Raw genomic sequence first — 20,018 nt, 5'->3', positions numbered from 1 at the left:
GGTTACTACATGCGGAAGACGCCGAAGCCCTGTGCATCCAGGGGCGCGCCACTTGCCACATCGAGGGCCATGCCAAGAATTCGGCGGGTATCTGCGGGATCGATGACACCGTCATCCCACAGGCGAGCCGATGAGTAATAGCAGTGCGACTGGCGCTCAAACTGCTCGCGGATCGGAGCTTCAAACTCCTCCTGCTCTTCCTGCGACCAGCTCTCACCTGAGCGTTCAATCTGGTTGCGACGAACCGTCGACAGCGTCATCGCCGCCTGTGGACCGCCCATGACGGAAATGCGAGCATTCGGCCACATCCAGAGGAAGCGCGGCGAATATGCGCGACCGCACATGGAGTAGTTGCCGGCGCCGAAGGCACCACCGATGACTACGGTGAACTTGGGCACGCGGGTGGTAGCCACGGCGTTGACCATCTTGGCGCCGTGCTTTGCGATACCGCCGGCCTCGTATTCGCGACCAACCATGAAGCCCGTGGTGTTCTGCAGGAATACCAGTGGGATGCCGCGCTGATCACACAGCTCGATGAAGTGCGCGCCCTTCTGCGCAGATTCCGCGAAGAGAATGCCGTTGTTGGCGATAATGCCGACGCGGTGGCCGTGGATGCGGGCGAAAGCAGTGACCAGGGTCGTACCAAATTCGGCCTTAAACTCCTGGTATTGACCTCCATCCACAATAATTTCAATAACCTCGTGAACGTCGTAAGGCACTTTGGCATCGACGGGGACGACATCGTAAAGATCGGTCTGGTTGCGAGTCGGCGAGACGGTGGATTCTGTGTCCCACGGAACTTCCGGGTCCTTGGGGAGCGTTGCGACGATATCGCGGACACGACGCAGTGCGTCGGCATCGTTAACCGCGAGGTGATCAGTAACGCCGGAGGTCTTGGAGTGCAGTTCGCCGCCACCGAGTTCCTCTGGTGTGACATCTTCACCAGTTGCAGCCTTAACCAGTGGCGGGCCTGCCAGGAAGATGGTGCCCTGGTTTTTCACAATGACCGCTTCATCGCTCATCGCCGGCACATAGGCGCCACCGGCGGTACAGGATCCCATCACGGCGGCAATCTGCGGAATCCCGCGAGCGGAGAGGTTGGCCTGGTTGTAGAAAATGCGACCGAAATGATCGCGATCAGGGAAAACTTCATCCTGGTTGAGAAGCATGGCCCCGCCGGAGTCGACCAGGTAAATGCACGGCAAGTGGTTAAGGCTGGCAATCTCCTGTGCGCGCAGGTGCTTCTTGACAGTCAACGGGTAGTACGTTCCGCCGGAAACGGTTGCGTCATTGGCTACAACCAGGCAGCGACGACCTTCGATGATGCCAATGCCGGCGATGACGCCAGCAGCCGGAACCTTGCCGCCATACATTTCGTGGGCCGCTAGCGGTGCGACCTCAAGGAAAGGGCTGCCGGGGTCAAGCAGTTGGTTGATGCGCTGACGTGGCAGCAGCTTACCGCGGGAAATATGGCGAGCACGGGCACGTTCGGAACCACCGTGTGCTGTTGTGCTGAGCAACTCTTTGAGCTCTGCGACGAGCTCTTCGTGGCGCTGTCGGTTGGTCAATGCTGGAGCGTGAGTCATGGGCGAAATACTTTCCGTTAATGACTATTAACTTTCTTGACGGAAAGGTTAATGTGACCCGAGTCACCTCACAACAAATTTTGTTTTATAGACCACACTTTCACCCCCGCGGACTTCCCGCGCACCATGAAGTACACCCCCATCACCGAGGTCGCAGCATGTTTCCGACAGAGATGTAAGCTTCCCCTAGAAATCTGTTTCGGGGGTGAATTCAACTGAATGTGAGCGCCCTGCACCGCACAACAAAGCCGCCTGACCTCACACTGCTGAGCACGGTGAGGCCAGACGGCAGAAGAATGAATACGGATTATTGGTTGTTAATGCCCAGCGCAGCGAGGGCCATCTCAAAGGCATTTTCCCTTGTCGCCTCGGGGCCCGCCCATTTGAGCACATGCCTGGAAGAGTTAATCAACCCAGCGGTGAGCTGGACTTTAAGCTGCGCCTCGTCGGAGGTGAGTTCGGGCTGTAGTTCACGCAGAGCGTCCACCCATAAAACCATGTAAAGACGCTGCAAGGAACGCACTTTTGCGCTCTGCTCTGGCGCCAGATTTCCGCCTTCACGTTCCTGGACACGAATGCGATCGGGCTCCGTGACTGCAAAATGCACGTGATGCGCAAGGAGGCCCCGAAGAGTCTCCTCTGGACCCCAATCATTGCTCTTTGCTCGATCGAGAACCGCTCGCGCACCATCGACAAGTCGGATAGAAATATCGATGAGGATCTGCGCCAACAGCTCTTCCTTGCCGCTGAAGTAGCGGTAAAGAGCTGGGCCAGAAATGCCGACAGCGGAGCCAACATCCTCCAACCGAGTCTGATGAAACCCTCGGTCGGCCAGGATCGCAGCAGCAGCGGAGAGAATCTCTGCTTCTCGACGCCGTCGCGCTTCGGTTCTACGTGACATAAGCCCTTATGTTAAACGCATTGGAGCCATTTCGTCTGCATAATTACCACCAGCGCCCGCCCTCAGCGTGTGTTCACATAGACCACGGCTCGACAACAGACACACATCCTCGCCCACAGGTCCCCACACGTCCGGGTAGAGAAAAACCGCCGAAGTGACAGTTAGCACCGCGGCGGTTAGCCCCTAATCCAGTAAGGAATTAGTGGAAGAAGTGGCGAGTACCTGTCATGTACATGGTGACGCCAGCTTCCTTGGCAGCAGCGATGACCTCTTCGTCACGGATGGAACCACCTGGCTGGACAACTGCCTTCACACCGGCATCAATCAGGACCTGCAGACCGTCAGCGAACGGGAAGAAGGCATCGGACGCAGCGTAGGCCCCCTGAGTACGGTTTTCTCCGTCGGCAAGCGTATTTGCGCGCTCAACGGCGAGCTTTGCGGAGTCCACGCGGTTGACCTGGCCCATGCCGACGCCGACGGTGGCGTTGTTCTTGGACAGCAAAATGGCGTTGGACTTCACAGCGCGGACGGAGCGCCATGCAAACTCGAGCTCAGCCAGCTCTTCAGCATTCAATGCCTCGCCGGTGGCCAGCTCCCAGTTCTCCGGCTTATCACCCTCTGCCTGGTAAGTATCCGGATCCTGGGTGAGCAGACCACCCGAGATGAACTTGTTCTCCGTGGTCGGTGCTTCGTACTCGGCGACGAGAATACGCAGATTCTTCTTGGCCTTCAGCACCTCAACGGCACCGTCTTCGTAGGACGGAGCGACGATGACCTCGGTGAAGATGTCCTTGACCTGTTCGGCCATCTCAACGGAGACCTCGCGGTTGACGGCAATGACACCGCCGAATGCGGACATCGGGTCACATGCGTGAGCTGCGCGGTGAGCTGCGGCGATGGACTCATCCGAGACTGCGATGCCGCACGGGTTAGCGTGCTTGATGATTGCCACACACGGACGCTCATGATCCCAGGCGGCACGCCATGCGGCGTCGGCATCCTGGTAGTTGTTGTACGACATCTCCTTGCCGTTCAGCTGCTTGGCGTTTGCCAGCCCCTTGGTACCAATGCGGGTCAGAGTTGCCGACTGGTGAGAGTTCTCGCCGTAGCGCAGCGGAGTCGGAGTGGATCCCTCAGCGCCACCGAGCTGCTCAACAAACCAGTTGGACACAGCTGCGTCGTAATCAGCGGTGTGCAGGAATGCGTCGCGAGCGAACTCACGGCGCTGCTCGAGGGTGAAGCCGCCTTCCTTCACGGCGGTAGCGACATCGCCGTAACGAGCCGGGTCGACGACGATGGCAACCGACGGGTGGTTCTTCGCCGCAGCGCGAACCATCGACGGGCCTCCAATGTCGATCTGCTCCACGCATTCGTCGTAGGAAGCGCCCGAGGCAACGGTCTCCCGGAACGGGTACAGGTTAACGACAACGAGCTGGAAAGCCTCCACACCGAGCTCCTTCAGCTGAGCCAGGTGGTCTTCCTTGCGGGTATCAGCCAGAATGCCGGCGTGAACACGCGGGTGCAGCGTCTTCACGCGGCCCTCGAGGCACTCCGGGAAACCAGTGAGATCCTCAACCGGGGTCACAGGCACGCCAGCTGCAGCAATCTTGCCAGCCGTGGAACCGGTGGAAACGATTTCCACGCCAGCCTCGTGCAGGTCGCGAGCCAGCTCCTCGAGCCCAGTCTTGTCGTAGACGCTAATCAGAGCGCGCTTGATCGGTTTACGCTGCGTGTTGTCGTTGGTCATTTCAGATAAGCCTTTCGTCCGTCACGCTCAATTCCGTGATCGGCAATCGAGTGCAATACATCAACCAGGAGTCGGCGTTCGACAACCTTGATTCGTTCGTGCAGGGTCTCCACCGTGTCGTCGTCCTCGACGGCCACTGGCTGTTGCGCCAGAATCGGCCCGGTGTCCACTCCATTATCAACGATATGCACGGTCGTGCCGGTGACCTTCACCCCGTAGTCAAGTGCATCCGGTACCGCACGCGCCCCTGGGAAGGACGGCAGCAGCGCTGGGTGCGTATTAATGATGCGATTGCTGTAGGCCTCCACAAATGATGGCCCCAGAATGCGCATGAAACCCGCCGAGACAACGATATCCGGCGAAAAACTGTTCACGGCCTCTAAAACACGAATATCCCAACCTTCTCGGTCCTTCTTTGCCTCAGCATCGAAAGGCACCCGAAAAGTTGGGATATTGAGGTTTTGAGCCCTCTCCAGCGCCGGACAATCCTTGTCCGAACCAACCGCGACAATCTGAACCTTTTCAGCGTCCAGCAGTTCCAGCATCGACTGCAAAAGGGAGCCCAGGCCAGAGGCCAGGACTACGATGCGGAGCTGCTTGCTGGAGGAATTATTGTGCGAAATTTCTGCGACGGGCTGTGCTTCAGTCACGGCGTTTAGCTTACCCAGCCCGGCAGAGACCCCAAATTCCGCTCCCCCTAAGTTGGCTTAGCTCTTTTGGCTTGACGACGGTTCCCCGTCGCCGCCTTCCTCCGAGTCTTCGGTGTCCTCATCGGATTCGTCCTCGTCGGTCGCATCTACTTCGCCCGATGCTTCTCCGCCTGCGGCGCTTTCTGAATCCTCTTCAGAGTCGTCCGATTCCTCAGCGTCTTCTGAAGTGTCTTCAGACTCAGCACCGGACTCTGATTCCTCCTCTGTGTCGGACTCGGCTTCGTCTTCGGAGGTCGCTTCATCTTCGGAGGTCGCTACGACTTCCCCGTCGACAATCTCCTCCGACTCCTCCGAACCGCTCCCGTCATTGTCGGACTTATCGGCGTCGCCGGCATCCTCAGCCTCAGCATGACCGTTTCCATCTCCCGCAGGCTTCGGCGGGAACTTCTCGGCGGCCACTTCCGAGACTCCCTTGTCCCTACCAAGTGACGGCACACCGGTCATCGCAACAACCACGATGGCCCCCGGAACAACCAGCCACATCGAGCCGAGCAGTCCAGTCAGCCACCAGGAGGCACCGGCCCACCCAAAGATGCCAACCTCACCGCCGAGCAGCCAAGCCAGCCCCATGAGGAAGATGATCGACCACACGGCAGCGAGAACGACGACCAGGTAGGGCTGCTTCGGTGCAGATTTCTTCAGGAATGCCACGACGCGCCAAGCCGCAACGGCTGGCGGTAGCACAATCAGCACTCCGAAAGCCCAGTGCACCAGCGACTGAGGCATGGCAGCCAAAATCGGCAGCGGTGGCAGCTGAGCCGGGTGCACTGCGAACAGCCCAGCCTCCGCTGGCCCAAACGTCGATTTTCCGCCCACCAGCACACCGACAGCACCGAAGGCCACATTTGGCAGGTACAGCAGCGAGAGGCCGCTGACCGCAACACTTTCACCGACGGTATCCGTGATTGCAAATGTCTCTGCCAGCAACTCTCGATGCCAAATCAGCGAAACGAGTGTCACCACAACACCGGCCAGCCACAGCCATGCCACGTAGCTGCCCGCCAGACGGGCCGACCCGAGCAACCACTCCGGCAGCTTCCGGCGCAGCAGTAGTGCACGCAGCAACCGCTGCCCCATTCCCAGCACCAAGGCCACGAGATTTACAAGCAGCGCGGCTGCAATCGCAAGGCCGAAACTAGGGGTCTGAACGCGGGGAAACACCTTCGACGCGTCGTAAAGCATGAGCCACGCGATGATGGTGAGAACAATGGGCGTGCCCAGATACGCGCCGACCAACGCGCGGACATCCTTGATGCTGATGCGGTCAGCGACTTCGCGGCGTACACGCCAGGCGATGAACAACACCATCAGCACCGCGGGCAGTGCTGGTGTGAGCCCCAGCGTCGTGCCGTTAAAACGGAACGGCGCGAGGTTAAAGATCATCCACATCGACGCGATACTCGCTGGAAGCGGAGACATTCCAGCGCCACTGACGATGACGCCAATCAGAGCTACCGAGATGATGAACAGCAATACGACGCCGTAAGAACCGGCAACAGACAGCCCAAACCGGCGTGTACGAGGCGAGTTAATGAAACGACGGAACCCCGAGGGACGCCCCTTGCGTGACGACGTTCCGGAGCCCCCCGCTTTCATCTTCGTCGTGGCGGCTCGATTGCTGTCGGCACCGACGCTGCGCGCACCGCCAGTCTGACCGGCCTGCGTATTCTGCCATGCGCGGGCAGTGCGCTCGCTGCGGACGCTACGGGAACCCCCGCCGCTGCCACCGGCACCGGTGCGGCTTCGCCGATTTCGATCGCTACCGGAGGAACCTCTCCGCGAATCCGCGCCTTTCACAGTGACATCGTCCTTCCCGCGTCTAATCATTGACAGCTGATTGCCCACCTATATAGATAGGGTGCCACGCAAGGGTGCGTCACAGCCATGGCCATATAGTGCCATACATACAACGCCTCTTTGTTTAGGCATTGCAGAGTCTAATTTGAAGGTACGGATCCCAGGACGGACGGTATCCGTTGAGTCCGATCTCCTTTTGCCCCCTCCCCCCCCAAAGTGGCTTCACCTTTGGTTTCCATTTGTCAACGCCGATGGGTTACTTTTTGCCACCCCCGCGACCACACCCTTAGTTCACCCGGAAACTACTTGCCGATCCCCCTACCCAGCCCCTCGATTAAGGGGCATCCGCCATAAATCCCCTGGCAACACACCGGTTGCGCTTCACCGGATCCGTGATACAAGACAACAGCCCCACGGCCACAGCACGGCCCTATTGAACTGAAACTGACGAATCAGCGAACAAGTTCTCTAAAAACAAGTTGCTTGCCCTATATCGAACCGTTATTATCGCAGAAGTTAGATAACAGTTGGGTTACAAAGAGTTTCGTTGGCAGGGAGATTGAAGTGACGTTTTTCAATGCTCGTCGCGGAGGCGGAAAGCACCGCAAGGTAGAGGTTTCCGCAACTTCTCGCGCAGCACTGGTCGCACTGTCCGCATCGACGATCGCTTCCTCCAACGCGGTCGCCCACGCAGCTGAGACCGAGAATAAGGCTCCGGAGAACTCAGCTTCGACTCAGACCCGCGCTGCTCAGCCGAAGAACAACGCTCCGATGGTGCTGGCCTCCAGCTCCTTCAATCCGAGCACTAACCTCAGCGACCACCTCGCTACGGCGTTGCAGTACAACCAGGAGCGCGTTGCTCGCGACCAGGCTGCCCGCGCTCCGAAACTCTCCATCCCGACCGTGGGGCTGCTGACCTCACCGTTCGGCTCACGCTGGGGAACCTTCCACTACGGTGTCGACCTGGCTAACGTCACCAACACCCCAATCATGTCCGTCATGGACGGCACTGTTATCGATGCAGGCCCGGCTCAGGGCTACGGCCAGTGGATTCGCGTTCGCCATGACGACGGCTCTGTTTCCGTCTACGGCCACATCGAGTCCATCTACGTTGCTGTCGGAGAAGCTGTCCGAGCTGGTCAGGTCATCGCCGGTATGGGCAACCGCGGCTTCTCCACCGGTACGCACCTCCACTTCGAGATCCACCCGGATGGCACCACTCCGGTCGACCCGGTGACCTGGTTCATCCAGCGTGGTCTGAACCTGAACTAATCAGGTATCGGCACAGGTACGAGCAAGCCTGGCCGCTCTGCGAAGGCCCTACCTGTGCACCGGCCCCTGTTTGACCGCGGCTGCAAGCCTCCCCTGATTAAATTTTTCAGAAACCGGCATCGCCGCCGGTACTGGGGCTTTACTCTTGACACATGGCAGAGACTCAAACATTCCGCATGTGGAAGAAGTTGGCTGCGACTCCAGTCGTCGGCAAGCGTCTATTTTCCTTAACCGCCGCATTGACGGCGCCATATTTCCGCACAATCTGTCCCAAGCTAGAGACGATGCAGCCTGGACTGGCGGTAGCGCGCATGCCCGCTTGGTGGGGCGTGCGTAATCACATTAAGTCCGTGCATGCGATTGCTGCGTGTAACCTCGCTGAATTCGCGATGGGCATGCTCTGTGAGGCCAGCGTACCGACAACGCATCGCTGGGTTCCAAAGGGCATGACGACGAACTACAAGCGCATCTCCGTTGGTGGCCTGACGGCTGTGGCCAAGGCTGAGTTGCCGGACTTCTCCACCATCACACCGGAGACTGGTGGGGTAGATTTTCCCGTCCACATCGTGCTGACCGATGCCAACGGCACCGAAGTACAAGATGCCACCATCAACTGCTGGGTGACAGCGAAGAAGCCTAAGTAGCCTCCACGCGATAGTGGCACGTGCACGGCCGCGGGTAGGGACGGCCAGTCGGGCGGTGGTTGTTCTTTTACAACTTCTCCATGGGCACGCCGCCGATAAGCATCATGCGGACCTTACCTGCGGATCCAAAGTCAATCATCGCAGTTGCCCGGGGCGCGGCCCCTTGGACCTCAAGCACAGTGCCTAAGCCGTACTTGTCGTGAACAACCTTGTCACCGGGCTCTAGGTGCAAGACCTGATTCTTCTTTCGGGATGACGCACCAGAGTTAGAGGATCCACCAGAGCCGAAGCCCGAGCTGGAACCGAAGCCCGACGAGGCACCATGGCCACGACCAAACGCGCTGCCCGCGCCGTAGCCACCAGAACCAAAACCACCAGAACCGGCGCCCCAGCTGCGAGACGGAGCCTCGCGCAGCCAATCGATCAGGTCGCTTGGGACTTCCCCCAGGAAACGTGAAGGCGGATTATTCTGCGGCGAACCCCACGAGGACCGAGTCACAGCGCGCGTGAGATACAGCTGCTTGCGAGCTCGGGTAATACCCACATAGGCCAGACGTCGCTCTTCAGCCAGCTCCTTCGGATCGCCCAGGGCGCGCAGGTGCGGGAACAGTCCGTCTTCCCAGCCAATGAGAAATACCACCGGAAACTCCAGGCCCTTAGCCGTATGTAGCGTCATCAACGTCACTACACCGGTGTCATCATCCGGAATCTGATCCGCATCGGCCACCAGAGAAACTCGCTCGAGGAATGCCTGCAGACTTCCCGGTTCCGCTTCCCCATCGTTGTCGAAGTCGGCCGCGAAATCACGCGCGAGGTCATTCGCGATTCCAGATTCCACCTCGGACTCGCCACTAGTATCAGCACCGCTTTCAGCATCAGCTGCAGCGCCAGAGCCTTCATTTACATCAGCGCTAATATCCACCGACGACATCATCCGCGCCTCTGCAGAGAACTCCCGCGCAACGCTGACGAGCTCATTGAGGTTGTCCAGGCGCGTGGCATCTTGCGGATCATTGGAGCGCTCGAGCTCCGACTTGTACCCACTGCGATCAATAATCGCGTTGACCAAATCACCGATATCGGCCAGTTCACCGGATGCCATATCCGCCGCCAAGCCATCAATCATCTCGACGAACGCCGCCATCGCGTTTCGACTCCGCGCCGCCACCGCCGGAACCTTACCCTCCGCTACGGCACGTAGCGCCGTGCCGAACGAGCACCTCTCGTCCTCGGCATAGAGCGACACATGAGCCACCGCACGGTCACCGATTCCGCGGCGCGGCGTATTGATAATGCGACGCAGCGAAACATCATCGTCGAAGTTCTCAATAACGCGCAGGTAGGCGACAATATCGCGTACTTCCTTACGCTCATAGAACCTGGTGCCACCAACCACCGTGTACGGAACGCCCATACGAATGAAGACATCCTCTAGCGCACGGGAGGAATTATTGGTGCGGTAGAAAATCGCCACATCTGAATACGAGTACGGCCCGTAGTCGACCAATTGCTCAATCTCGTTAGCGATAAACCGAGCCTCATCGTGCTCATTGTCCGCCACGTAGCCCTTGATCTTGCCGCCCTCACCGAGATCGGTCCACAGCTTCTTCTCCCGGCGGTTCTCATTGCGCGCAATCAACGCATTGGCCGCCGACAGAATCGTCTGCGTCGAGCGATAGTTTTGCTCCAGCAGAATCGACGTGGCCTCCGGATAGTCCTTCTCAAACTCCTCAATATTGCGAATAGTCGCACCACGGAAGGCATAAATGGACTGGTCCGAATCGCCCACCACACACAGCTCACTCGGAGGCACATCTCCACCGGGCTTGCCGACGAGCGTCGAGACCAAAACATACTGCGCATGGTTGGTGTCCTGGTATTCGTCCACCAACACATGCCGGAAACGGCGACGGTAATACTCTGCAACCTGCGGGTGATTGGTGAAAATCCGAACGACCTCACCGATTAGATCGTCAAAGTCCACGGCATTAGCCGCCCGCAGCCTGGTCTGGTACTCCAGGTAAACCCGTGCAACGACATCATCAAAAGGATTGCGCGTCGTCGACGCGTCCGCGAGGGCCTTCTCCGGGTCAATCAACTCATTCTTGAGATTGGAGATACGCGACGAGAGCACGCGGCCGGTGAACTTCTTGGCATCCAGATCCATGTCCTTAGCGATAATGGACAGCAAACGCCGGGAGTCGTCCGAATCATAAATAGAGAAATTGGAATTAAGCCCCGGCACTAGCGCATGCTGCATGCGCAAGATACGCACACACATGGAGTGGAACGTGGACACCCACATACGCCGCGCCTGGTCACCGACCAGTCCCGCCACACGCTCACGCATCTCGGCTGCGGCCTTATTGGTAAAGGTAATAGCCAAAATTTGGCTTGGCAGAACCCCACGCGCACCGATCAGGTATGCAATCCTGCGCGTCAGCACAGACGTCTTTCCTGAACCCGCTCCAGCCACAATCAACAGTGGTGAACCAATGTGCTCCACTGCTTGGCGCTGCTGCGGATTAAGCCCCTCTAGCAGCGACTCTGAATCAAAACTGGGCTCGAAGCCACCGCCAAAACCGCCGCCAAAGCTGGCAGCGCCACTCGGCGCGCTATTGCTACCAGCGCCGGCGAAACGGCCGAACCCACCACGGCCAGGCGTAGCACCGCCCGCCTCACCGTGGTTCGAACCAGCATGGCTATCGCCACTACGTCCATCGTCAGCATTGAAGGACCCGAACAGCATTCCAGTTTCATTTCCCATGATGGCTACTACAGTAGCCGAGCCCCCGGATTGGACTGTTCGAATCCTTTGGCACAATAAGAACTATGAGCGAAAACCCTGCGGACACTCCCGCCGCACACACCGACAACACCGACGGCGCCGAGCACAGCCAGCAGGCGGCGGCAGTATCCCCTTTTGAAGTCCGCACCCCCACCGGTACCGATGACCCGTTGAGCTCCGCGGAGATCGAACAGTACCGCAAGGAAATCAACCGCCTTGACGGGCTTATTATCGATGCCATTCAACGCCGCACCGCAATCAGTAAGGCCGTCGGCAAAACCCGCCTGGGATCTGGCGGCACGCGTCTCGTGCACGGCCGAGAGGTGCAGATCATCAACGAGTTCCGCGACGCACTTGGCCCAGAGGGCCCGGCAATCGCGTCGGCTCTGCTGCGCATGGGACGCGGTCGCCTGGGCTAACCCTCGCCAGCTACCTGTCCGGCTAGCCTTCCAGGGAAATCAGCTTTTCCTCTAGGAACTCATCGATACCGGTGAAACCACCCTCACGTCCAAGGCCGGACTGCTTGACACCACCGAACGGCGCCGACGGGTCCGACAGCGAGCCCTTATTGACCGCAACCATGCCCGACTCCAACGTCTCTGCCGCACCAAGTGCCTTGGTCAGGTTCTCACTGAACACATACGCCGCCAGACCAAAGATGGTGTCATTTGCCTGCTCAATCGCACGGCCATCGTCCGTGAAGGTCGTCACCGCAACCACCGGACCGAAAATCTCTTCTCGGACAATATCCGCATCCTCGGGCACATCAGTCAGAACTGTGGGCTCGAAGAAGTAGCCGTCGGAAAGCGCGCCGCCGAGATCTGGGATCTTGCCGCCGCACTCTACCTTCGCACCGCGCTTGACCGCATCGTCAACCAGATCACGAACCTTTTCCTGTTGATCACGCAGCGCGAGTGGCCCAAGGTCCGTCGCCGGATCGGTACCCTCGCCCAACTTCAGCTCCGCAAAACGCTTGACGACGCCTTCGACGAACGCATCCTTCTTGGATTCATGAACAATAAAGCGATTCGGGGCGATACACACCTGGCCGCCATTGCGGAGCTTGGCGTCACTGACTGCCTGCACAGCCTTATCGACATCACCATCAGAGAGAATGACAAACGGAGCATTTCCGCCGAGTTCAAGGGAGACTTTCATCGAAGTTTCCGCGGCCTTCGCAGCGAGCATCTGGCCAACTTCGGTGGAACCGGTGAAGGTGAACTTGCGCAGGCGGTCATCGGAAAGCAGGGCTGAGACATTGGATGAGTGCCCCGTCGGCAACACGGAAACGACACCTGCGGGAACACCGGCCTCGACAAGAAGTTTGCCCAGGTAGAGCATGGTCAGCGGAGTCTTGGACGCGGGCTTAATAATGACCGGGCAACCGGCGGCCAGTGCCGGGGCAATCTTGCGAGTCCCCATAGCCAGCGGGAAATTCCACGGCGTAATAGCCAAAGCCGGGCCGACCGGCTGCTTAATCACCGCGACGCGCGAGGTCCCGCTCGGAGAAATTCGGTAATCGCCGGAGATACGCACGGCCTCCTCAGCGAACCAACGAAAAAACTCGCCACCGTAGCCGACCTCAGCCTTGGAATCCGGCAACGCACGGCCCATTTCCAGGGACTGCAGCTGGGCCAACTTGTCTGCATCCCGACGGATGAGTTCAAAAGCGCGGTAAAGAATCTCGCTGCGCTTGCGGGGCGGGGTCGCCTTCCACTCCTTCTGAGCTGCGACGGCGTCGTCAAGCGCCTGCCTGGCGTCCTCCTCTGTGGCGGAAGCGACCTGGACCAGCGGCTTATCTGTCGCGGGGTTAACGACATCGAAGGTCTCGCCATTCGACGCGGGACGGAACTCGCCGCCGAGGAGAAGGCCTGTGGGGACGTCTTTGAGGATGTTGTCGTAATCAGGGGTGAAATCAGTCATATTTTCCAGGGTAGGTGCCTTTGCTGAAGCGGGCTAGGGGCTCGTAGATGGCGGATAGCCGATGGATGGTCGGTGCATAGGCGAAGCATAGGCACCGCGGAATCTAGTTGCTGGCAGATTGCGGTCACGCCTGGTCGCATCCTGCCGCCCGGCGAGAGCGCCAAAACGTAACTAGTCTGGGGATGTATAAAGTGCATTTCGTCAAAAATCACCTGGGAGCAGGAATGACTGTAGATATCACTGGAACCGAGCAGTGGGCTCAGCTGGCTAAGCGCGTGGACAATGTTCGCGCCACCTCGCTGCGTGAGCTCTTCACAAATGAAGAAGGCCGCGCTGAGAAGCTGACTTTCGATGCTGGCACTCTCCACGTTGACCTCTCCAAGAACTTGATGTGCCTCGACGGTTTTGCCGAGCTGGTTGAACTTGCTCGCGCCGCTGGTATCGAGGAAGCACGCGAAAAGATGTTCCGCGGTGACAAGATCAACACCACTGAAAACCGCTCCGTGCTGCACACAGCGCTGCGCCTGCCAGCAGAGGAAAATTTGACCGTCGGCGACCAGGATGTCGCTGCCGACGTGCATGAGGTGCTCGGCCGCATGCGCGACTTTGCTCGCAGCCTCCGCAGTGGAGACTGGCTGGGATACACGGGTCACACCATTAAGACTGTGGTCAACATCGGCATCGGTGGCTCCGACTTGGGCCCGGCAATGGTGACCAAGGCGCTGCGCACCTACGCCACTGCCGGCATTGATGCCCGCTTCGTCTCCAACGTTGACCCGTCTGATCTGCAGGCAGTTCTGGATGAGGTCGATCCGGAGTCCACGCTGTTTATCGTCGCTTCCAAGACCTTCACCACTCAGGAGACGCTCTCCAACGCTCACGCAGCTCGCCGCTGGCTTATCCAGCAGCTGGGTAGCGAAGAAGCCGTCGCCAAGCACTTCGTTGCCGTTTCCACGAATGCCGAAAAGGTCGCCGAATTCGGCATCGACACTGAGAACATGTTTGGCTTCTGGGACTGGGTCGGCGGCCGCTACTCCGTCGACTCCGCCATCGGCCTGTCCATCATGGCCGTCGTTGGTCCGATGGACTTCATGCGCTTCCTGCAGGGCTTCCGCGCAATGGATGAGCACTTCCTCAACGCTCCGCTGGAGCAGAACGTGCCAGTGCTGATGGGCATGCTGAACGTCTGGTACTCAAACTTCCTCGACGCTCAGTCGCATGCCGTGCTACCCTACTCTGAAGACCTCTCCCGGTTCCCGGCGTACCTTCAACAGCTCACCATGGAATCGAACGGTAAATCCGTGCGTACCGACGGCAAGAGGGTGGACTACAACACCGGAGAAATCTTCTGGGGTGAGCCGGGAACGAACGGCCAGCACGCTTTCTTCCAGCTCCTTCACCAGGGAACTCGCCTGGTTCCGGCTGATTTCATCGGCTTTGCCCGTCCACGCCAGGATCTGCCGACGGCATCCGGCGAAGGTTCTATGCACGACCTGCTGATGAGTAACTTCTTCGCACAGACCAAGGTGCTGGCCTTCGGTAAGACCGCAGAAGAAATTCGCGCAGAGGGCGTTGACGAGGAACTCGTAGAGCACAAGGTCATGCCTGGTAACCGTCCGACCACGACCATCATGGCCGAGGAACTGACCCCGGACGCTGTGGGTGCACTGATTGCACTCTACGAGCACATCACCTTCGTCGAGGGCATTGTTTGGGGCTTGAACTCCTTCGACCAGTGGGGTGTCGAGTTGGGCAAGCAGCAGGCCGGCGACCTGCTGCCTGCGGTCACTGGTGAAGTAGCACCGGATTCTGGCGATGCTTCCACCGATGCGCTGCTGACGTGGTACCGCGACAAGCGCTAACGGCCCTGAGATAGCTGGCTAACTAGCTAACAGCCCGCCCTCGGCTTCTCGCTGCGGGCGGGCTGTTGTTATTTGTATCCCTCTAAATCTTCACCGCATAGCCGTCCACACGGTAGCCCTTCACAATGTCCTTGCCGAATGGGAAGCAGGTCACCGGAATCATCTTGACGTTGGCCACCGCCAGTGGAATTCCAACGATGGTGACAGCCTGCGCCGCCGCAGTCATGATGTGACCGATGGCCAGCCACAGACCGGCGATGAGGAACCAGATTACATTCATCACACCGGCGCTAACGGCACCGACCGCGCCCCGTCCGGAACGCTCCACCACGGAGCGTCCGAACGGCCACAGTGCATAAGAAGCCATGCGGAACGAGGCCACGCCAGCGGGAATTGTGACAATCAAAATACAGGCAAGAACGCCGAAGAAAATGTAGCCCAAAGCAAGCCACAGGCCACCGAACAACAGCCAAATGATATTCAGCAAGGTCTTCATGCCACTTAAGTGTAGTCAGGATGCGTAGTGGGCACCTGGAGTTAGCGCAGCTCACCTAACGCCTGCGCAAAGTGAGGCATTAAGCCCATAGGGCCACTCGGTTGCGGTGAGGATGGGGCGCGGCATCCCGTCGCAAAGCGGGGTTGGGAAAAAGTGAATAGTATCTAAGTCATGTCTGCCTACATTGAAGATGATGTTCTTGCCTATCGACTTGCCGTGGGCGCCAGTGAAATTCTCAAGGGTGTCCGCAACGTAGGCCTGCTGCGTGGCCGCATTCTGGGAGATGCCGGCGACGCACTGGCACAGGAGTGGATTGCCCGCGTACTGGAGCAGCACCGTCCGGACGACGGACTGCTGTCGGAGGAAGCCGCGGATAACCGTGAGCGCCTGGACTCAAAGCGGGTGTGGATTATTGACCCACTCGATGGCACGCGTGAGTTCGCTTCGGGCCGCCAGGACTGGGCAGTTCATGTCGCTCTGGTAGAGGACGGTCAGCCGACCCACGCTGCTGTTGGTCTGCCGGATCACGGCCAGGTTTTCCACACGGGTGAGGCCAAGGCTGTCCAGGGGCCGTGTGCGGGCAAGATTGTCGTATCGCGTACTCGCCCACCGGCTGTGGCGAAGTACGTCGCTGACAAGCTGGGCATGGAGCTGGTAGAGATGGGCTCCGCTGGTGCGAAGGCAATGCACGTACTGCTCGGTGACTACGACGCCTACATCCACGACGGTGGTCAGTACGAGTGGGACTCGGCAGCGCCGGTTGGCGTCGCTAAGTCCGCAGGACTTTTCGTCAGCCGCCTAGACGGCTCCGCGCCGACCTACAATAATGTCGATACTTTCCTGCCGGATATGCTGTTCTGCCGACCGGACCTGTCGGAGGAGATTCTGGCAGCGGTGAAGGAATTCAAGAATCAAGAGCAGAAGTAGGTAAGCTAGGGCGGCTATGACCGACTCCACTGACATCACGACACAGGCTCATCAGGGCATTCAGACTCCGTACGAGGATTTGCTGCGCGAAATTCTCGCTGACGGAGCAGCTAAATCAGACCGCACAGGCACGGGCACTCGCTCAGTGTTCGGCCGCCAGCTGCGCTTTGATCTGAGCGAGGGCTTCCCACTGATCACCACTAAGAAGGTGCACCTGAAGTCCATCGTGTACGAGCTGCTGTGGTTCCTCCGCGGCGATTCAAACGTCCAGTGGCTCCAGGACCGCGGAGTGACTATTTGGGACGAGTGGGCAGACGACAACGGCGACCTCGGCCCGGTCTATGGCGTGCAATGGCGCTCCTGGCCCACTCCGGATGGGCACCACATCGACCAGATTGCACAGGCGCTGGAGACTTTGAAGTCCAACCCGGATAGCCGCCGCAACATCGTCAGCGCCTGGAATGTCTCCGAGATTTCCAATATGGCGCTGCCACCATGCCATCTGCTGTTCCAGTTCTACGTCGCAGATGGCAAGCTCAGCTGCCAGCTCTACCAGCGCAGCGCGGACATGTTCCTGGGCGTACCATTTAACATCGCTTCCTATGCACTGTTGACGCACATGATGGCGCAGCAGGCGGGCTTGGACGTTGGTGAGTTCATCTGGACCGGTGGTGATTGCCACATCTACGACAACCACATTGAACAGTGCGAACTGCAGGTCTCCCGTGAGCCACGCCCCTACCCCACGCTGAAGCTTCGGAAGGCCGACAGCATTTTCGACTACGCTTACGAGGACATCGAGGTCATCGGCTACGACCCGCATCCTCTGATTCGCGGTCAGGTGGCTGTCTAAGTCAGCGAAAGGTGAGTGTAAACATGAACGAGTCCACCGCTTCCACCAGCGCAAGGCCCCCGTTTGTAGGGATGATTTGGGCGCAGTCTCGGGCCGGCATTATCGGCGACGGCGCGACTATGCCCTGGCATCTGCCTGAAGATCTTCAGCATTTCAAAACAACGACGATGGGCGCACCGGTCATCATGGGGCGTCGCACGTGGGACTCGCTGAATCCCAAGTTCCGTCCACTCCCGGGTCGTCGAAACATCGTCCTTTCGCGCTCCGTGTCCGATTTCCCCGGCGCTGAATCCGCAGCCAGCCTCGAAGCGGCACTCGCAGCCGTCGCCGACGAGCCCGCAGCATGGATTCTCGGGGGCGGACGTGTCTATCGCGATGCACTTTCGCTTGCCGACGAATGCGTGGTCACCGACATTGATACTGATGTCAATGTCCCGGTACCGGTCATGGCTCCCGACCTCTACGACTGGGTTCGTGTCGAGGATGGCCCGTGGCAGACGTCAACGACCGGCCTACGCTACCGCTTCTGCACGTGGCGGCGTCTAGAGGATTAGCTTCCTTTAAAAGCCTCGGAAGGAAAGCCTCCGAAGAGCATCTGGGAAGGGTTCCGAGCAAGGCTCTGAGGTGGGGCTACTGCCCGGCGGACGTATTGCGCAATGGAATATCGGCCTTGGTCCGCGCGTTGGACTAAGTATGACTGATGTGAAGACTCCACAGACCACCGAACACGTGACCATTTACGCTGCGGCCTGGTGCCCTTTCTGCCAGAACCTCATTGCTGGCCTGAAGGAAAACGGCACTCCGTTTGAGGCTTGGGACGTCGAAAAGCACGACGACCTTTCGAAGTGGGTTGAGTCCGTCAATGACGGCAACCGCGTTGTGCCGACTGTGCTGTACTCCGATGGCGAGCACGCCACGAATCCGTCTGTGGAGGAAGTCACCGCTAAGTACGCTGAACTCTCCAGCAAGTAAGCGCAGCATAAGCGCATCGGTACGTTCTTATTGCACAGCCAAAAAGCCGAGCCCCACTTTCGGGGCTCGGCTTGTTTTATTTACGAGTGCGGCCGGTCATGCTGCCAGTCGCGATACCAGCATTAGTCCAGATCGTCGTGTGCCATCAGCTGACGAGCAGCCTCAGTAATCGAGCCAGACAGCGACGGGTAGACAGAGAAGGAGCTTGCCAGGTCATCGACGGTGAGCTGGTTGGAGACACACACAGCAATTGGCAGAATCAGCTCCGAGGCGGTCGGAGCGACCACCACACCACCGATAATCATGCCGGAATTCTTACGGCAGAACAGCTTGACGAAGCCGTGGCGCAGCGAGCGCATCTTCGCACGCGGGTTACCTGCCAGCGGGAAAACCTCAACACGAGCGGAGACCTCACCGGACTCAATCTGAGCCTGGGAGACACCAACAGTCGCAATCTCCGGGCGGGTGAACACTGCCGAGGAAACGGTGCGCAGGCGAATTGGCGAAACACCTTCACCGAGGGCGTGGTACATCGCAATACGACCCTGCATAGCTGCAACGGAAGCCAGCGGGAACAAGTCGGTGCAGTCACCGGCAGCGTAGATACCCGGCACGTTGGTGCGGGAAACACGGTCAACGTGAATGTGGCCAGACGGGGTCATTTTCACACCACTTGCGTCCAGACCCATATCCGCAGTGTTCGGAATCGATCCGACGGTCATCAACGCGTGGGAGCCGAAGACCTCACGGCCGTCGGAAGTGACGACGCGAACGCCGCCGTCCTCAGTGCGTTCGACAAGATCACAGCGGGCGTTCTTCACAACGTCCACACCGCGCTCCAGCAGGACCTCCTCCAGGGCATCTGCAGCGTCAGCATCCTCGTGCGGCAGGATGCGGTCACGCGAAGCGACCATGGTGACCTTGACGCCCAACTCGGTGAACGAGGATACGAACTCAGCACCGGTAACACCAGAACCGACCACAATGAGGTGCTCTGGCAGCTCCTCCAGTTCGTAAACCTGACGCCAGGTCAAAATACGGTCACCATCAGGAATCGCACCCGGCAGAATACGTGGGGACGCACCGGTGCTGACCAGCACCAGGTCGGCTTCAAGAGTGACCTCGCCGCCCTCGAGCAAGTCGACGGTGACGTAGTGAGTTACACGGCCCGGGTCGTGGTCATCGAGGCGACCGCGGCCCTGCAGCATCTTGATGCCCTCACGCTCCATCTGCGCGCGAACATCGTCGGACTGCTGCTGAGCCAGGCGCTTAACGCGCTCGTTGACCGCAGTGAAGTCGATTTTGCGCTGGGAAAAGTCCGGACGCAGACCCATCTCGTCCGCACGACGCATATCGGTACGAACGCCCGTCGCCGCGATGAAGGCCTTAGAGGGAACGCAATCCCACAGGACGGAAGAACCGCCCATCCCGGCATCCTCAACCACAGTGACTTCAGCACCGTACTTGGCGCCAACCAGCGCTGCTTCGTAGCCGGCTGGGCCGCCGCCAATGATTACGATCCTCTGTGCCACAAATCCTC

Annotated in this window: 17 protein-coding genes; 8 read left to right on the top strand and 9 right to left on the bottom strand. The window is 59.1% G+C overall.

What is annotated here, in order from left to right; genetic code table 11:
* Positions 1 to 5: 5 nt before the first annotated feature.
* From QP995_RS04755 to QP995_RS04735, 5 genes are all read right to left on the bottom strand, one after another.
* The gene (locus QP995_RS04755) at positions 6 to 1,586 is read right to left on the bottom strand and encodes a carboxyl transferase domain-containing protein (RefSeq protein ID WP_284852964.1); all 1,581 of its coding nucleotides are present in this window, start codon (positions 1,584 to 1,586) and stop codon (positions 6 to 8) included.
* A 307-nt stretch (positions 1,587 to 1,893) separates the two neighbouring features.
* Entirely contained in the window at positions 1,894 to 2,487 is a 594-nt protein-coding gene (locus tag QP995_RS04750; protein WP_201812682.1) for a TetR/AcrR family transcriptional regulator, read from the bottom strand.
* Positions 2,488 to 2,686: 199 nt separating this feature from the next.
* Positions 2,687 to 4,234 carry a bifunctional phosphoribosylaminoimidazolecarboxamide formyltransferase/IMP cyclohydrolase gene (gene purH / locus QP995_RS04745; RefSeq protein WP_016422167.1) on the bottom strand — a complete coding sequence of 516 codons (1,548 nt, stop codon included), beginning with the start codon at positions 4,232 to 4,234 and terminating at the stop codon, positions 2,687 to 2,689.
* Entirely contained in the window at positions 4,231 to 4,884 is a 654-nt protein-coding gene (purN, locus tag QP995_RS04740; protein WP_016422166.1) for a phosphoribosylglycinamide formyltransferase, read from the bottom strand. The genes purH and purN overlap by 4 nt, the downstream gene beginning before the upstream one ends.
* 57 nt (positions 4,885 to 4,941) lie before the next feature.
* On the bottom strand, positions 4,942 to 6,771 hold the full coding sequence (locus QP995_RS04735) for a cell division protein PerM (RefSeq protein WP_016422165.1): 1,830 nt from the start codon (positions 6,769 to 6,771) through the stop codon (positions 4,942 to 4,944).
* A 534-nt stretch (positions 6,772 to 7,305) separates the two neighbouring features.
* Between QP995_RS04735 and QP995_RS04730 the strand changes: the two genes are divergently transcribed.
* The gene (locus QP995_RS04730) at positions 7,306 to 8,013 is read left to right on the top strand and encodes a M23 family metallopeptidase (RefSeq protein ID WP_016422164.1); all 708 of its coding nucleotides are present in this window, start codon (positions 7,306 to 7,308) and stop codon (positions 8,011 to 8,013) included.
* Between the two features lie 152 nt (positions 8,014 to 8,165).
* Complete coding sequence (locus tag QP995_RS04725) at positions 8,166 to 8,657, top strand: hotdog fold domain-containing protein (RefSeq protein WP_038627827.1); 492 nt, start codon at positions 8,166 to 8,168, stop codon at positions 8,655 to 8,657.
* A 67-nt stretch (positions 8,658 to 8,724) separates the two neighbouring features.
* Here QP995_RS04725 and QP995_RS04720 read toward each other — a convergent pair whose 3' ends face one another.
* On the bottom strand, positions 8,725 to 11,424 hold the full coding sequence (locus tag QP995_RS04720) for a UvrD-helicase domain-containing protein (RefSeq protein WP_284852963.1): 2,700 nt from the start codon (positions 11,422 to 11,424) through the stop codon (positions 8,725 to 8,727).
* Positions 11,425 to 11,489: 65 nt separating this feature from the next.
* On the opposite strand from QP995_RS04720, the gene QP995_RS04715 reads away from it, so the two are divergent.
* Complete coding sequence (locus QP995_RS04715) at positions 11,490 to 11,864, top strand: chorismate mutase (protein ID WP_005509925.1); 375 nt, start codon at positions 11,490 to 11,492, stop codon at positions 11,862 to 11,864.
* Positions 11,865 to 11,886: 22 nt separating this feature from the next.
* Here QP995_RS04715 and QP995_RS04710 read toward each other — a convergent pair whose 3' ends face one another.
* Positions 11,887 to 13,368, bottom strand: a complete 1,482-nt coding sequence (locus QP995_RS04710) for an NAD-dependent succinate-semialdehyde dehydrogenase (protein WP_049171978.1) — start codon at positions 13,366 to 13,368, stop codon at positions 11,887 to 11,889.
* Between the two features lie 224 nt (positions 13,369 to 13,592).
* On the opposite strand from QP995_RS04710, the gene pgi reads away from it, so the two are divergent.
* Positions 13,593 to 15,230 (top strand): glucose-6-phosphate isomerase, encoded by a 1,638-nt coding sequence (gene pgi, locus QP995_RS04705; RefSeq protein ID WP_049171977.1) that lies wholly within the window; start codon positions 13,593 to 13,595, stop codon positions 15,228 to 15,230.
* 82 nt (positions 15,231 to 15,312) lie between these two features.
* Here pgi and QP995_RS04700 read toward each other — a convergent pair whose 3' ends face one another.
* Positions 15,313 to 15,726 (bottom strand): YccF domain-containing protein, encoded by a 414-nt coding sequence (locus QP995_RS04700; RefSeq protein ID WP_049171975.1) that lies wholly within the window; start codon positions 15,724 to 15,726, stop codon positions 15,313 to 15,315.
* A gap of 171 nt (positions 15,727 to 15,897) precedes the next feature.
* Between QP995_RS04700 and QP995_RS04695 the strand changes: the two genes are divergently transcribed.
* The 4 genes from QP995_RS04695 to QP995_RS04680 all read left to right on the top strand — a co-directional run bounded on the left by QP995_RS04695 (position 15,898) and on the right by QP995_RS04680 (position 18,478).
* Positions 15,898 to 16,653 carry a 3'(2'),5'-bisphosphate nucleotidase CysQ gene (locus QP995_RS04695; RefSeq protein ID WP_049171974.1) on the top strand — a complete coding sequence of 252 codons (756 nt, stop codon included), beginning with the start codon at positions 15,898 to 15,900 and terminating at the stop codon, positions 16,651 to 16,653.
* A gap of 16 nt (positions 16,654 to 16,669) precedes the next feature.
* Positions 16,670 to 17,506, top strand: a complete 837-nt coding sequence (locus tag QP995_RS04690; protein ID WP_049171972.1) for a thymidylate synthase — start codon at positions 16,670 to 16,672, stop codon at positions 17,504 to 17,506.
* Positions 17,507 to 17,529: 23 nt separating this feature from the next.
* Positions 17,530 to 18,060: a dihydrofolate reductase gene (locus tag QP995_RS04685; protein ID WP_049171970.1), complete on the top strand. Its 531-nt coding sequence runs from the start codon at positions 17,530 to 17,532 to the stop codon at positions 18,058 to 18,060.
* A 139-nt stretch (positions 18,061 to 18,199) separates the two neighbouring features.
* Positions 18,200 to 18,478: a mycoredoxin gene (locus QP995_RS04680; RefSeq protein WP_038627805.1), complete on the top strand. Its 279-nt coding sequence runs from the start codon at positions 18,200 to 18,202 to the stop codon at positions 18,476 to 18,478.
* A gap of 122 nt (positions 18,479 to 18,600) precedes the next feature.
* Here QP995_RS04680 and QP995_RS04675 read toward each other — a convergent pair whose 3' ends face one another.
* Positions 18,601 to 20,010: an NAD(P)H-quinone dehydrogenase gene (locus QP995_RS04675; RefSeq protein WP_049193280.1), complete on the bottom strand. Its 1,410-nt coding sequence runs from the start codon at positions 20,008 to 20,010 to the stop codon at positions 18,601 to 18,603.
* Between the last annotated feature and the right edge of the window lie 8 nt (positions 20,011 to 20,018).

Origin of the sequence: Corynebacterium sp. MSK032, from assembly GCF_030232065.1 — a bacterium.
Taxonomy (GTDB): domain Bacteria; phylum Actinomycetota; class Actinomycetes; order Mycobacteriales; family Mycobacteriaceae; genus Corynebacterium; species Corynebacterium jeikeium_D.
This window is presented reverse-complemented; position numbering and strand designations above follow the sequence as displayed.

What these genes read in the sequence shown, in the direction of transcription:
- QP995_RS04755 (WP_284852964.1), bottom strand. Translation starts at nt 1,586, where the DNA reads ATGACTCACGCTCCAGCATTGACCAACCGACAGCGCCACGAAGAGCTC.
- QP995_RS04750 (WP_201812682.1), bottom strand. Translation starts at nt 2,487, where the DNA reads ATGTCACGTAGAACCGAAGCGCGACGGCGTCGAGAAGCAGAGATTCTC.
- purH (WP_016422167.1), bottom strand. Translation starts at nt 4,234, where the DNA reads ATGACCAACGACAACACGCAGCGTAAACCGATCAAGCGCGCTCTGATT.
- QP995_RS04735 (WP_016422165.1), bottom strand. Translation starts at nt 6,771, where the DNA reads ATGATTAGACGCGGGAAGGACGATGTCACTGTGAAAGGCGCGGATTCG.
- QP995_RS04725 (WP_038627827.1), top strand. Translation starts at nt 8,166, where the DNA reads ATGGCAGAGACTCAAACATTCCGCATGTGGAAGAAGTTGGCTGCGACT.
- QP995_RS04720 (WP_284852963.1), bottom strand. Translation starts at nt 11,424, where the DNA reads ATGGGAAATGAAACTGGAATGCTGTTCGGGTCCTTCAATGCTGACGAT.
- QP995_RS04715 (WP_005509925.1), top strand. Translation starts at nt 11,490, where the DNA reads ATGAGCGAAAACCCTGCGGACACTCCCGCCGCACACACCGACAACACC.
- QP995_RS04710 (WP_049171978.1), bottom strand. Translation starts at nt 13,368, where the DNA reads ATGACTGATTTCACCCCTGATTACGACAACATCCTCAAAGACGTCCCC.
- pgi (WP_049171977.1), top strand. Translation starts at nt 13,593, where the DNA reads ATGACTGTAGATATCACTGGAACCGAGCAGTGGGCTCAGCTGGCTAAG.
- QP995_RS04700 (WP_049171975.1), bottom strand. Translation starts at nt 15,726, where the DNA reads ATGAAGACCTTGCTGAATATCATTTGGCTGTTGTTCGGTGGCCTGTGG.
- QP995_RS04695 (WP_049171974.1), top strand. Translation starts at nt 15,898, where the DNA reads ATGTCTGCCTACATTGAAGATGATGTTCTTGCCTATCGACTTGCCGTG.
- QP995_RS04690 (WP_049171972.1), top strand. Translation starts at nt 16,670, where the DNA reads ATGACCGACTCCACTGACATCACGACACAGGCTCATCAGGGCATTCAG.
- QP995_RS04685 (WP_049171970.1), top strand. Translation starts at nt 17,530, where the DNA reads ATGAACGAGTCCACCGCTTCCACCAGCGCAAGGCCCCCGTTTGTAGGG.
- QP995_RS04680 (WP_038627805.1), top strand. Translation starts at nt 18,200, where the DNA reads ATGACTGATGTGAAGACTCCACAGACCACCGAACACGTGACCATTTAC.